10 protein-coding genes and 6 tRNA genes are annotated in these 13363 nt (G+C 59.0%); 10 read left to right on the top strand and 6 right to left on the bottom strand.

The window, feature by feature from the left end; genetic code table 11:
* The first annotated feature begins 49 nt into the window (after positions 1–49).
* The 3 genes from P3G59_RS21270 (at position 50) to P3G59_RS21260 (ending at position 4479) form a co-directional block, all read left to right on the top strand.
* Positions 50–811: an SDR family oxidoreductase gene (locus P3G59_RS21270; protein ID WP_007917441.1), complete on the top strand. Its 762-nt coding sequence runs from the start codon at positions 50–52 to the stop codon at positions 809–811.
* A 190-nt stretch (positions 812–1001) separates the two neighbouring features.
* Positions 1002–2402, top strand: a complete 1401-nt coding sequence (locus P3G59_RS21265) for a PLP-dependent aminotransferase family protein (protein ID WP_277758847.1) — start codon at positions 1002–1004, stop codon at positions 2400–2402.
* Positions 2403–2511: 109 nt separating this feature from the next.
* Entirely contained in the window at positions 2512–4479 is a 1968-nt protein-coding gene (locus tag P3G59_RS21260; RefSeq protein ID WP_277758846.1) for a methyl-accepting chemotaxis protein, read from the top strand.
* A 673-nt stretch (positions 4480–5152) separates the two neighbouring features.
* Here P3G59_RS21260 and P3G59_RS21255 read toward each other — a convergent pair.
* Positions 5153–5911 (bottom strand): hypothetical protein, encoded by a 759-nt coding sequence (locus P3G59_RS21255; RefSeq protein WP_171057407.1) that lies wholly within the window; start codon positions 5909–5911, stop codon positions 5153–5155.
* Between the two features lie 384 nt (positions 5912–6295).
* Here P3G59_RS21255 and P3G59_RS21250 point away from each other — a divergent pair.
* The 6 genes from P3G59_RS21250 to P3G59_RS21225 all read left to right on the top strand — a co-directional run bounded on the left by P3G59_RS21250 (position 6296) and on the right by P3G59_RS21225 (position 6920).
* A tRNA-Glu gene (locus P3G59_RS21250) sits at positions 6296–6371 on the top strand.
* A 2-nt stretch (positions 6372–6373) separates the two neighbouring features.
* A tRNA-Gly gene (locus P3G59_RS21245) sits at positions 6374–6449 on the top strand.
* A 104-nt stretch (positions 6450–6553) separates the two neighbouring features.
* A tRNA-Glu gene (locus tag P3G59_RS21240) sits at positions 6554–6629 on the top strand.
* A 3-nt stretch (positions 6630–6632) separates the two neighbouring features.
* Positions 6633–6708 (top strand) — tRNA-Gly (locus P3G59_RS21235).
* Between the two features lie 58 nt (positions 6709–6766).
* A tRNA-Glu gene (locus tag P3G59_RS21230) sits at positions 6767–6842 on the top strand.
* Positions 6843–6844: 2 nt separating this feature from the next.
* Positions 6845–6920 (top strand) — tRNA-Gly (locus P3G59_RS21225).
* 126 nt (positions 6921–7046) lie between these two features.
* On the opposite strand, the gene P3G59_RS21220 is transcribed toward P3G59_RS21225, so the two are convergent.
* The 3 genes from P3G59_RS21220 to P3G59_RS21210 all read right to left on the bottom strand — a co-directional run bounded on the left by P3G59_RS21220 (position 7047) and on the right by P3G59_RS21210 (position 9172).
* Positions 7047–7685, bottom strand: a complete 639-nt coding sequence (locus P3G59_RS21220) for a LysE family translocator (protein ID WP_277758845.1) — start codon at positions 7683–7685, stop codon at positions 7047–7049.
* Between the two features lies 1 nt (position 7686).
* On the bottom strand, positions 7687–8457 hold the full coding sequence (locus P3G59_RS21215; RefSeq protein ID WP_007908184.1) for a 2OG-Fe(II) oxygenase: 771 nt from the start codon (positions 8455–8457) through the stop codon (positions 7687–7689).
* An 88-nt stretch (positions 8458–8545) separates the two neighbouring features.
* Positions 8546–9172 (bottom strand): alanyl-tRNA editing protein, encoded by a 627-nt coding sequence (locus tag P3G59_RS21210; RefSeq protein ID WP_277758843.1) that lies wholly within the window; start codon positions 9170–9172, stop codon positions 8546–8548.
* A gap of 90 nt (positions 9173–9262) precedes the next feature.
* On the opposite strand from P3G59_RS21210, the gene P3G59_RS21205 reads away from it, so the two are divergent.
* Positions 9263–10261, top strand: coding sequence for a LysR family transcriptional regulator (locus tag P3G59_RS21205; protein ID WP_277758842.1), 999 nt, complete (start codon positions 9263–9265; stop codon positions 10259–10261).
* 131 nt (positions 10262–10392) lie between these two features.
* Here the strand turns inward: P3G59_RS21205 and P3G59_RS21200 are convergent, their stop codons facing one another.
* On the bottom strand, positions 10393–10800 hold the full coding sequence (locus tag P3G59_RS21200; protein ID WP_008087850.1) for a PA2817 family protein: 408 nt from the start codon (positions 10798–10800) through the stop codon (positions 10393–10395).
* Between the two features lie 74 nt (positions 10801–10874).
* Positions 10875–13322, bottom strand: coding sequence for an acyl-CoA dehydrogenase (locus P3G59_RS21195; protein ID WP_277758841.1), 2448 nt, complete (start codon positions 13320–13322; stop codon positions 10875–10877).
* Positions 13323–13363 lie beyond the last annotated feature (41 nt).

Below are 13363 nucleotides of genomic sequence, written 5' to 3'. Positions count from 1 at the left end.
TGCTGCTGTTCTACAAATCCTGTGCATTTATCCCTTCGAGGACATAACAATGAGCATGACGTTTTCCGGTCAGGTTGCCGTAGTCACCGGCGCGGCCAACGGCATTGGCCGTGCGACCGCTCAGGCGTTCGCTGCCGAAGGCCTGAAAGTGGTGGTCGCCGACCTGGACGCGGCGGGGGGCGAGGGCACCGTTGCGCTGATTCGTACCGCTGGCGGCGAAGCGACCTTCGTGCGTTGCAACGTGACCGTCGAAAGCGAAGTGAAGAATCTGATGGACGAGGTGATCAATACCTACGGCCGTCTGGACTACGCCTTCAATAATGCCGGTATCGAAATCGAAAAAGGCAAACTCGCCGAAGGTTCGATGGATGAGTTCGACGCAATCATGGGCGTCAACGTCAAAGGCGTCTGGCTGTGCATGAAGTATCAACTGCCATTGTTGCTGGCGCAGGGCGGCGGGGCGATCGTCAATACCGCCTCGGTGGCGGGACTGGGTGCGGCGCCGAAGATGAGCATCTACGCGGCGTCCAAGCATGCGGTGATTGGCTTGACCAAATCGGCAGCCATTGAGTACGCGAAGAAGAAAATCCGCGTCAACGCTGTGTGTCCGGCGGTGATCGATACCGACATGTTTCGCCGCGCTTATGAGGCTGATCCGAAGAAGGGCGAATTCGCCAACGCGATGCACCCGGTCGGTCGCATCGGCAAGGTCGAGGAAATTGCCAGCGCCGTGTTGTACCTGTGCAGCGACGGTGCCGCCTTCACCACGGGCCACTCTCTGGCAGTGGATGGCGGCGTCACCGCATTTTGAGCAAAGCACAATCAAAACAGCCCGCATTCGTTGCGGGTTTTTTTATGGGTCACGGTCAGTTCCGTGAAGTCCCTTAAACAATGTGTATCAAACGGTTAGAACGGTCGCTTTTGGCGGCGTTGTCGCACAGCCTGTCCGGCGCGGCTGTGATTTACTGCCGCCAGCAAAACGGACAGGAGTTTGCTTGCTCATGGAATTGAGAATTGATCGACAGGCAATGGTGCCGGTCGTGCAGCAGATTGTTGACGGACTGACGGAGTGGATCCTGCAAAATCGCGTACCGCCGGCCACTCGTTTGCCCTCCGTGAGGCAAATCGCCCGGGGTAATCTGCTCAGCCAGTCGTGTGTGGTCGAGGCCTGTGAGCGGCTGGTATCGCAGGGCGTTCTAAGCACCTGCCAAGGCACCGGGTTCATCGTCGCCGCCTCGCCGTCGACACTGGGCGCAGAGGATGAACTGGCGCCATTCGGCGGGCGTTATGCCTGGTGCGATGCAGTGTGCGAGAGGGCAGGTGGCTTGAAGCTGGGTGCAGGTGGTCTGCCGCAGAGCTGGCGCGAGCCTGACGACCTCAGCTATGCGCTGCGCGAGGTGGCGCGCACCGATATGGCCAGTCTGTTCAACTACAGCACACCCTTTGGGCTTCCAGCGTTGCGCGAGCAGATCGTCAAGCGCCTGAAGCTGCTCAATATCGAGGCCCGCAGTGCGCATTTGCTGAGTACCTGCGGTGCCAGCCATGCGCTGGATCTGATCGTGCGTAGCTTGTTCAAGGCCGGAGACTGCGTGGTGGTCGAAACGCCCGGTTACGCGCCGCTGTTTGATCTACTGCGTCTGCATGGCGTGCACATGCTCGAGGTGCGTCGTACCCCGAACGGCCCGGATATCGAAGCGCTGGAGGCTGTGCTGCAACAGTTTCGCCCCAGCGCATTGTTCATCAACAGCCATCATCACAATCCTACCGGCACTTGCCTGGCGCCGAGCGTTGCGCAACGCATCCTGCAACTGAGCAAGCGTTACGATTTGCGCGTGATTGAAGACGACGTCTATGCGGACTTGCACACGGACAACGGCACTCGACTGGCGGCGCAGGACCATGAGGGGCGCGTCATTTACGTGGGCAGCTTTTCCAAGACGCTGAGCAGCTCGTTGCGGGTCGGGTTCGTCTTCGCCGACAGTGAAATCGTCAGGCAGCTGGCGCAGGTCAAGATGATCAGTGGTTTGGGGGTGTCGAGGTTTTCCGAAGCGGTGCTGGCCAGCCTGATGGTCAGTGGCGCTTACCGCAAACTGGTGCAGCGTCAGCGTCAACGTTTGAATGCCGATCGCGCCGCCGCGCTGCAGGCGCTGGAGGACGCCGATTGGGAGGTATTCGGCAAACCTGCGGGTGGGCTTTTCATTTGGGCGCGCTCGCGCATGACCGATCAGGTTCGGGTGCGTCGTCACGCTCAACGCTGCGGCGTGCTGCTGTCAGCGCCTGACGCGTTCAGTCCCAGTGGTGAGTCGGGCGACTGGCTGCGCATCAACGTCGCCTATGCATGCGATCCACGCGCTCGGCAGTTTTTCCGCCACACCGGTTCGGATCGACCTCAAGTGTTCTGAAAACGACGCGGGCGTAGCTTTTTGCCATTATTCCGACGCCAGAGACTTGTGTCGGTGGATGGCCGTTGCGACTCTTCGCTCTACTGACAATGGCAGGGGACTACGCGCAATGATTTCGGCCATGCAAGGACGTTTTGCCAACCTCGGTATGGCGAAAAAACTGGGTATCGGGTTTGTGCTGGTTTTGCTCCTGACTGCGCTGGTGGCGGCCATTGGCGTCTGGTCCCTGCAAACCATCAGTCAGCGTTTCGACGGGCTGAAACAGATGTCCTCGCTCAACAGTGGCCTGCTCAAGGTGCGCCTGCTCGAACAGGAATATGCCTTGCGAGGCAACCCGAAGACGGCCGATGCGCTGCGTAAGGGCGTCGACGAACTGGTTGCTCTGGCTGATCAGCTCAAGGCGCAGTCGGCGGCGAATGTGCCGGTCATGAATGATGTGCAGCAGTCGCTGGCGGCCTATCGAAAGGCGTTCGATGAATTTGTGTCGTTGACTCAGGCCAAGGACCTGGCGCTGGAAATGGCCAGTTGGTCGGTGTCCAGTGTGGCCAACAACCTCGACGTATTGCAGGCCGGGCTTGCCGACGACGGTGCATATACCTTGAAGGACAGCGAGGGCAAGGATGGCGCGCAGTTCATCGAGCAAGCCAGTCAGGTCAGTCAGGTCTCCCGGCTGATGCTGCAAGCGATGAACGAAGCGCGGATTCGTCTGGATCAAAGCCGCAAGGGTGACGCCGACAGCGCCGGCAAGGGCAATATCGAACAGGCCGCACAGGCCCAGGCCCAGGCCGAAGAACTGAAGACCACGGTCAAGGACGAGGGTTACCTCACCGTGCTCAATGAAGTGTCCGGGCATATCGCCGGTTTCAACGACAAACTGGCCGAATACACCGGCTTGCTCGCGCAGGAAAAAACCGTCTACGAGCAATTGCACCAGCGTGCCGACCAAGTGGTCGAGCGGGTGAATCAGGCTTATGTCGCTGAAGACGGCGCGATGCAGGCGGAACTGAAGAAAAATTCACTGCTGATCATTGGTTCATCGGCGCTGGCGTTGCTGGTCGGCTTGCTCGCGGCGTGGCTGATTACCCGCCTGATCGTCGCGCCGTTGCGCAGCGTGATTCAGGTCGCGCAACAGATTGCCGCCGGCGACTTGAGTGCGACCGTGGCAGTGACCCGTCGTGACGAGATCGGCCAGTTGATGCTGGCGATGCAACAGATGGGGGTGGGGCTGAGTACGATTGTCAGCGGCTTGCAGGCTGGGATTGAACAATTGGCCAGTTCGGCGCAATCGTTGTCGGCGGTCACCGAGCAGACCAACCTTGAGGTCAGCAGCCAGAAGGAAGAAACCGAGCAGGTCGCCACGGCGATGAACCAGATGACCGCCACCGTGCACGACGTCGCGCGCAATGCCGAAGAGGCTGCGGTGGCCGCGCAGACGGCGGATGACAAGGTCGAGAGTGGTCAGCAGGTGGTGCGCCAGAGCATGGTGCGCATCGAACAATTGGCTGATTCGGCGACGTCGGCCAGCTCCAGCATCGAAAGCCTCAGTGCTGAAATCCAGAATATCGGCACGGTGCTGGGGGTGATCAAGAGTGTCGCCGAACAGACCAATCTGTTGGCTTTGAATGCCGCGATCGAGGCCGCGCGGGCAGGGGAGCAGGGCAGGGGCTTTGCGGTGGTGGCCGATGAGGTGCGCGCACTGGCTCGGCGCACGCAGCAATCGACTGAGGAAATTGAGCGGCTGGTGAGTGCGTTGCGCTCGGCGGCGCATGCGTCAGTGCAGCAGATTCAAAGCAGCGGCGAGTTGGTGAAGCTGGCGGTGAGTGATGCTTTGCAGACCGAGAGTGCGCTGGGGAGTATTGCGGCAGCGGTGTCGTTGATTCAGCAGATGAATCAGCAGATTGCGGCGGCGGCCGAGGAGCAGAGTTCGGTGGCGGAGGAGATCAATCGCAGTGTGACGAGTATTCGTGCGAGTGCGGATCAGTCGTCGATCGCAATGCGCGGGAATGCGGCTTCGAGTGTTGAGCTGGCGCAGTTGGGGAGTGAGTTGCGCGGGATGGTTGGGCATTTTCGGCTTTGACGCTTTGGGCTTGGCGGCCTTTGGGCCGACCATGCTCTTGGGTTTTGGGGGGATATCCGTTGCTGCGGGTGTTGCTGATTAGGGTTTCGCCCTTACGGCGACTCACTTTTTTTACAAGCGCCTAAAAAAAGTAAGCAAAAAAACGCTTGCTCCTACGTTCGGCCCGCTCGCTGGGGCTCGGGGTTCCTTCGCTCCGGGATCCATCCGGGGGGCATCGCCTACGGTTTGCTTCGCTGCACCTCCTCTCGATGTGTTTGGCTGCGCCAAACGGTCGCTGCGCTCCCACCCCCGGATGAATCCCTCCGCTCAGCCTTCCGACGTCGCCCGTGGATCAAGATCAAAAGCTGCAGCCGAGCTAACGCTCATCCTGTTGAGTGGTGAGAAGCGAATCGGGGCGAGGTTTTTGTGGTTTTTGCTTTTGCTTTTCTGTGGGAGTCTGGCTTGCCAGCGAAGGCGGCCTGGCAGCCGACCTGTACTCAGTCCCAATGTAGGAGCGAGCATGCTGCGATCGCGGCCTGGCAGCCAACCCATCTCTGCCAGGTGTACTCAGGTCAACTGTGGGAGCGAGCTTGCTCGCGAAAACGTCCTCTCATTCACTGGTGTTCTATCGGGTTCACTCCCGATAGCCCACAAAAAAGCCACTTCTCGGTGGCTTCTCTTTCCATCTCTGCAATCAGTCGTAAATCACTTTCTTTTTCCAGTCGGCATCGGCCTCTACATCTTTGAGGCCGGCGGTCAGTTGGTTTTCTTCACCTTCAACCGGTGCAATCTTGTCCATGACCTGGGCGTTGGCGCGGGCCAGCAGTTTTTCCAGGTATTGCAGTTGTTCTGCGTAGATTTGCGGATCCTGCTGTTTGCGCAGGTATTGCACGCCGCGTTCGAAGGCGAGGCGGGCCTGGCCGGGCTGGTTTTGTTGCAGGGATTGTTGACCGAGGTTGTTGAAGAATTCGATGTGCAGCAGCACCAGAATATGACGGACTTCGCGGATCCAGTGTTTGGCTTCGTTCGGCGGCAGGAAGCCGTCGTGGGCGGCGCGGGTAATCTGGCCGTGGAGGGCTTCGAGCAGGAAGCGCACGTCTTTGGCTTTGGCTTCGGTCAGGATCGGCGCCGGCGGGTTGTTGACCGGGATCGATTCGCCTTGGGCGACCAGGGCGCTCAGTTCGGTGATGCGCGCTTTGGTGGTGGCGCTGGTTTTTTCCAGGTTCAGCAGGCGCTGGCAGACGTTCAGTTCCAGGCGGGTCAGCAGCAGCTTCAGGGCCGGGGTCATGAACTGGCCCGGGAAGGTCTCGGTCAGTTCGCCGCAGCGGCGCAGGCGATCGTTCAGTTCGACCTTGGTGCGGGCCTTCTCCAGTTTGTTGTTTTCCACCACATGGTTCATGTAGCCAATGGCGATCAGAATTGCGATCCCGGCTATGACTAGCAGGGTGATCATGAGTGGTGTCACCGGTAAGACCTCTTTATAGGGTTCGCATGCGAGTGTAGTGGCTGGGCATTTAGCCGCCTAGCGCCGCTCGACGAGTTGGATCGGCAGGTTCAATCTGTATCGGCCGCACGCTGCTTATATGAATGCTGGCGCTGCATGTGCAGATTGCCATCACTGTGCGGTGGACTATAACGTCTTGGCGAGTGGCGGAATATAGGCGTCAATCGTCGGGCGACGGAAAAGCTCGATTGCCGCGGTAAAGAGGGTCGAAGTCATTGATTTAAATAAATTTATATCTGGGGGTTGACGACCTCTCAATCCATCCATAGAATGCGCGCCACTTGCAGCGTAAAGCACACAGCGAAGCGCGGCAGGGAGTGAATGTTGTAGTGTGTCCCCTTCGTCTAGTGGCCTAGGACACCGCCCTTTCACGGCGGTAACAGGGGTTCGAGTCCCCTAGGGGACGCCAATGCGGGAATAGCTCAGTTGGTAGAGCACGACCTTGCCAAGGTCGGGGTCGCGAGTTCGAGTCTCGTTTCCCGCTCCAGTTTTAAACAGCAGTGCTTTCGGGCGGTGCTGAGTGAAACCAGAACCCAGTCTTCGGATGCGGATCTGGACACCGAAACACACACCATGTGTTCCGGGTAGCGTGTCCCCTTCGTCTAGTGGCCTAGGACACCGCCCTTTCACGGCGGTAACAGGGGTTCGAGTCCCCTAGGGGACGCCATTTGCGGGAATAGCTCAGTTGGTAGAGCACGACCTTGCCAAGGTCGGGGTCGCGAGTTCGAGTCTCGTTTCCCGCTCCAAATTCTAAAGACGCCGCTCAGTGAGCGGCGTTTTTATTGAGTGAAAGTTGTAGCCTGTGTCCCCTTCGTCTAGTGGCCTAGGACACCGCCCTTTCACGGCGGTAACAGGGGTTCGAGTCCCCTAGGGGACGCCATTGCGGGAATAGCTCAGTTGGTAGAGCACGACCTTGCCAAGGTCGGGGTCGCGAGTTCGAGTCTCGTTTCCCGCTCCATTTTCACAAAAACGCCGCTCAACCGAGCGGCGTTTTTGTATGCGCGATTTGTGGCCGTGTCATCCGGCTTAAAGAAAAAAGGCCCGCCGAAACGATTCGGCGGGCCTTTTGTATTTTGGTGTCTGCTTACCAGGACAGCATCAAGCGGCCAGCAAACAGAATCAGCACCACGCCCATGGTGCGTTCGAACCAATGTCCCATGCGCATGAACAGCAGGCGCACTTTGCTGCTTGAGAAAAACAGCGCAACGATCACGAACCACAACGCGTTTACAAAACACATCCACAAACCATAGAACGCCTGGATCTGCAGAGGTGTTTCAGCGCTGATGATCGTGTTGAAGATGGCCAGGAAAAATAGCGTGGCCTTGGGGTTGGTTGCGTTGGTCAGGAAACCGGTGCTGAAAGCTTTGAACAGTGTTTGTTCAACCACCGGATCCTCGCTGGATTTCTCACCTTCAAGGGCTGATTTGGGTTTGCTGCGCAACAGGCTGACACCCAGATACAGGATATAAGCACCGCCAATCACTTTGGCCACGGTCAGCAACCACGGGGTGGTGTGCATCAGTGCGCCGACGCCCAACAGCGTGTACAGCACGTGCACGGAAATCCCCGCGCCGATCCCCAGCGCCGTACAGATCCCCACCAGTCGGCCGAAACGTACGCTTTGGCGAATAGTGACCGCGAAGTCCGGGCCGGGAGCAACCACGGCCAGAAAATGAATGGTAGCCAGCGCCAGAAACTCGCCCAGATAATTCGAATACATCTCAGCTCCAGTAGGTCAGGGGTGAAGCATTGCCGCGATAGCCGACAAAAAAGGAAAGACTCAGACGCGGATCTGCCACGCCCGGGGTCACCGAGTGCATGCGACGCGAATTGAACATGATGAAATCGCCAGGTTGCGGTCTCACTTCGAGGGCAGGAGGGCCGAGCAGCGCCGGTTCGATGCCATAGCTGTCACCACGCATTTCGTCGAATTGATCCGGGCTGATGTCGTCGTCCCACATCTGCAACGCGCCGCCCTCGGTCGGCATGTTCAGATAGACGTTGCAGGCGAACTGCGCCTCAAGGCTGCGGGCCTGGAAGCTGTCTGGGGCGTCCTTGGCGAAGATGTCGTGGTGGGCGAGGAAGCACACGCCCGGTTTCACCACTCGCGAAAGGCCGACATACATTTTTCGGCCATAGAGGTTTTCCAGGTGCGCACCGGCCGGCCAGGATTCGTCGAGCATGCAGCGCAAGGTGTCGATCGGTGAGGAGTAGGGCGCGCACCGATTGCGCAGTTCGGCGATGTTGCTGGTGGCGCGTTCGAAGTAGTCCTCAATCAGCAGCGGCTGATTTTCGGCCTCGTAAAAAGCCATGCCGATGCGGCCGATACTCGGTGCGTTGATGTAACCCTCAAAGCCTGGGGCGAGAATCTTGTCGCCAATCTGAATGGCCAGTGGCTCAGGCAAAAAGCCTTTGACGCGGATGGCGAGGACTTCTTCGTTGGCCAGTTTTTTTATGCACGTCTCATCGAGACGCTCGACGTCTAGCATCATTTTTTTAGGTCCATCTATCGATAGTCAACGGAACCTGCGAATGCGGTTCCCCGGCGTCGGACGCTGCGTGAGGCAGCGTCCGAAATGCTCAATCCACGCTGTAGTGGACGGACAACGTGCCTTTCTTTTGCGAAAGGGACGCGATCGTGACTGTGCCCAGATCCTTCAGGCTGCGTACATGGGTGCCGCCGCAACCATAGGCAGGCAGTTCACCGAAACCGATTTCCCGCGCACCTTCGCGCAGCGAGGTCAGGCGCGGCAGATCGTGCTCGATCCACTGGTCGATACCGTTTTGAACGGTCTCTGCGTCGACTTCCTGCGCGGCGTCGCCGGGTTTGAATTGCACTCGACCTTCGTCCGGCCAGTGGTGTGCCTTGATCGGCATCCAGCCCAACGCCTGAACGAAATGCCCGATCAGGTGCCCGGCCGAATGCATGCGTGTATTGAAGTGGCGGCGCTGTTCGTCGATGCGGATACAGGTCATACCGAGCGCCACCGGCCGATCGACAAAATGAATGATCCGGTCCGGCTCCTGTACTACGCGCAGTACCTGGCTTTCACCGATCCAGCCGGTATCGCATGGCTGGCCGCCGCCTTGCGGGTGGAACAGCGTGGCGCGCAATACCACGGCGAATTCGTGCTCCTGGGGCGTGCAGTCGAGGACTTCCACATTGGCCTTGAGGTCATCACTATGGAAAAAGAGGCGAAGCGTCATATTCCATGCCCTTATTAAAGTTTCTTTTTTTATTATATGAATCGTGCAATAACGTGATAATCCGTTCAAACATCAAAGGACTTGTGCGCTGTGAGCATCAATCTGCCGCTACCGCTGCTCGGTGAAATGGCGATTTTCGTCAAGGTCGTGGAGACCGGCAGCTTCTCTGAAGCGGCCCGGCAACTGGGTTCATCGCCGTCAGCGGTGAGCCGCAGTATTTCGCGCCTGGAAAAAGCATTGGCCACGCGGCTGCTGCAGCGCACCACGCGCAAGTTGCGCTTGAGTGACGGTGGGGAAGAGGTATTCAAGCGTTGCCAGGAGATGGTCAGCGCGGCCAAATCGGTGATGGAAATCAGTGGCCAGTTCACCCATGAAGCGGAAGGACTGGTGCGCGTCAGCGTGCCGAAAGCGGTGGGTCGCTTCGTGATCCATCCGCATATGCCTGAATTTCTGCGGCGTTATCCCAAGGTCGATGTCGAGTTGCTGCTGGAAGACCGTCAGGTCGATTTGATCGACGACCATGTCGATCTGGCCATTCGCATCACGGATCGCCCCCCGGCTGGGCTGGTCGGGCGACAGTTACTGACCATCGACCATTTGCTTTGTGCCACGCCGCAATACCTGGCCGAGCACGGTACACCGACCCACCCCCATGATTTGCTCAATCACAGCTGTGTGTATCTGGGTGAAACCCCGAGCGATGCGCGCTGGAAATTCAAGAAAGGCAACAAAGCGGTGACGGTGGGTGTCCGCGGTCGCTATGCCGCCAATCACACCGGTGTGCGATTGGGCGCGGTGTTGCAGCACATCGGCATCGGCAGCCTGCCGTACTTCACTGCACGTTATGCGCTGGAGCAAAAGTTGGTTGTTCAGGTGCTGCCGGATTGGACCTTCCTTGCGTCCTATCACGGCGGACTGTGGTTGCTGCACTCGCCGACGCGCTACCTGCCCCCCAAGTTGCGGGTGTTTATCGACTATCTGGTGGAGTGTCTGCAGAAAGAGCCGACCTTGAGCAAGCCGGGCAAGTCGGGTGGTGCGAGCAACGCAGCATTGGCGTATGAATTGCCCGAAAGCGAAGGGTTGTTGTAGCGCACAAACAAAAGATCGCAGCCTGCGGCAGCTCCTACAGAGGATTGCGTATATCCGTTATCACGGGTGTACACGCTCAATGCAGTAGCTGCCGCAGGCTGCGATCTTTTGATCTTCAACCCACTGTCAAATCAGTGCTTGCTGTCCTGAGCGGACATCGCCAGCAGCTGTTTTTCCTGATTCCAGTCGAACGGTTCATCGTTCTGTTCGGCTTCGTAGCGACGTTCTTCCAGCGCCTGATACATGTCGATCTCTTCATCGGACAGGTAGTGCAGGCAATCACCGGCGAAGAACCACAGCAGATCGCGCGGGATCAGGTGGGCGATTTGCGGGTAACGGGTAATCACTTGAGTCAGGATGTCCTGGCCCAGGTACTGGCTTTCGATCGGATCGATCGGCAGCGATGCCAGCAGTTCGTCGAAGCGCTCCAGGAACAGGGCATGGCTTTCTTCGGGAACCTGTTCGGCCTCACCTACGGCGACCAGGATGCTGCGCAGGTGGTCGAGTAAAACAAGATGATCGGCAACGACGTTGGACACGAGATAAGTCCTCAAGAGCAAAACGGGCGCGGGAGTATAAAGCTCCCGCGCGCGCATTGACATGCCTGTCAGGATCAGCGGACTTTGCCCTCTGCCTGTTTCAGTTCCTCTTTGTCGAAATCATCGACATCGATCACCTTGCGTCGCGCCGCTTCGGCATCGCGCAAGCTCTGCGCCTCCACCGGTTGCAACACCCCGGCTTCCAGCGCTGCATCAATGGCGTGTTCGCCCGCGACCGGTTTGACCTGACCGCTTTTCAGCGACGTGTGCAGTTTTTTGTGCAGCGGCTGCGCGGCATTCAGCAGATCGCTGGCGTGTTGCAATGCGCCGACCGCATCGTCTGCAGACTGCGGGCGATAGCAACCGGCAAGCAGTTCTTCCAGCGCCGGATCACCCTTGGCGCGACCAATGACCCCAGCCACTTCGGCACCGAGTTTGTCCGACGGGCCTTTGTGGCGACGACCGAACGGAAACACGATGCCTCGCAGCAGGCAGCCGAATACCTTGTTCGGGAAGTTGCGCAGCAATTCATCCAGCGCCCGTTCCGATTGGCCGAGGCTTTCTTCCATCGCCCATCTGAACAGCGGTTCCATGTAGGCCGGCGAATCCAGGTCGTGATAACGCTTGAGCGCGGCAGAGGCCAGATACAGGTTGCTCAGCACATCACCCAAGCGTGCCGACAAGCGCTCGCGGCGCTTCAGTTCGCCCCCCAGCAACATCATGCTGAAGTCGGCGAGCATGGCAAACGCCGCAGCCTGACGGTTGAGTGCACGGAAGTAGCCCTGGCTGATCTTGTCGCCCGGCGCATGTTCAAAGTGGCCGAAGCCGAGATTCAGCACCAGCGTGCTGGCAGCGTTACTCACAGCGAAACCGATGTGTTTGAGCAGCAGGCCATCGAACTCTTTCAGCGCCTGATCCTTGTCTTCACGACCGGCCAGGGCCATCTCCTTCAGCACAAACGGATGACAGCGAATCGCACCCTGACCGAAGATCATCAGGTTGCGCGACAGAATGTTCGCGCCTTCCACGGTGATGAAGATCGGCGCACCGTTCCAGCTGCGCCCCAGGTAGTTGTTCGGGCCCATGATGATCGCTTTGCCACCGTGCACATCCATGGCATGGCTGATGCACTCGCGGCCGCGTTCGGTGAGGTGATACTTGAGGATCGCCGACAGCACCGACGGTTTTTCGCCCAGATCCACCGCGTTGGCGGTGAGCATGCGTGCCGCGTCCATCATCCACGCGTTGCCGCCGATGCGCGCCATGGCCTCCTGAATACCTTCGAACGCAGAAAGGGGCACATTGAATTGTTCACGAATCTGCGCGTATTGCCCGGTGACCAGGCTGGTGAACTTGGCCGCGCCGGTTCCGACTGCCGGCAACGAAATCGAACGGCCGACCGACAGGCAGTTCATCAGCATCATCCAGCCTTTGCCGAGCATCTCCTGACCGCCGATGAGGAAGTCCAGCGGGATAAACACGTCCTTGCCGGAGTTGGGGCCGTTCATAAACGCCGCGCCCAGTGGCAGGTGCCGACGGCCGATCTCCACGCCGGCGGTGTCGGTCGGGATCAGAGCCAGACTGATGCCAAGGTCTTCCTTGTCGCCCAGCAGATGTTCCGGGTCATAAGCCTTGAAGGCCAGGCCGAGGAGGGTGGCCACGGGGCCGAGGGTGATGTAACGCTTTTCCCAGTTCAGGCGCAGGCCCAGTACTTCCTGACCTTCCCATTGACCTTTGCAGATGATCCCGGTGTCGGGCATCGCGCCGGCATCGGAGCCGGCGAGCGGGCCGGTGAGGGCGAAACACGGGATGTCGTCGCCACGGGCCAGGCGTGGCAAGTAGTGATTGCGTTGTTCGTCGGTGCCGTAATGCAGCAGCAGTTCGGCCGGGCCGAGGGAGTTCGGCACCATCACGGTGGAGGCGAGGTCACCGCTGCGGGTGGCCAGTTTCATCGCCACTTGCGAGTGCGCGTAAGCCGAGAAGCCCTTGCCACCGAATTCTTTCGGGATGATCAGGGCGAAGAAACCGTGCTCCTTGATGTGCGTCCAGGCTTGCGGTGGCAGGTCCATCGACTGGCCGATCTGCCAGTCTGTGACCATCGCGCAAAGCTCCTCGGTCGGGCCGTCGATGAAGGCTTGTTCCTCGTCGCTCAATTGCGCCTTGGGATAGGCCAGCAGTTTGTCCCAGTCCGGACGGCCGCTGAACAACTCGCCGTCCCACCACACGGTGCCGGCGTCGATCGCGTCGCGTTCGGTCTGCGACATCGGCGGCAGGGTTTTCTGGAACCAGTTGAACAGCGGCGCAGTGAAATGTTTGCGGCGCAGGTCAGGCAGCAGCAGCGGTGCGGCGACCACCGCCAGCAAGATCCACAACACCGCCAATAACCAGCCCGGCGCATGACTGAAAATGCCCATCGCCAGCAGGTAGACGGCCACGATGCCCAAAGCAGGCAGAGGGGAAATACGCCGGTGGGCCAGATACGCCACGCCAACGATCAAAACCAGTATCCACAACAACAGCATATTCAGTCCTCCGTGAACCAAGGCAAATCGACCCTCCAGAG

The sequence above is a fragment of the Pseudomonas sp. A34-9 genome, assembly GCF_029543085.1.
Lineage (GTDB): Bacteria > Pseudomonadota > Gammaproteobacteria > Pseudomonadales > Pseudomonadaceae > Aquipseudomonas.
Note: the sequence above shows the minus strand (reverse complement) of the source record. Positions and strands in the feature narration are given on the sequence as shown.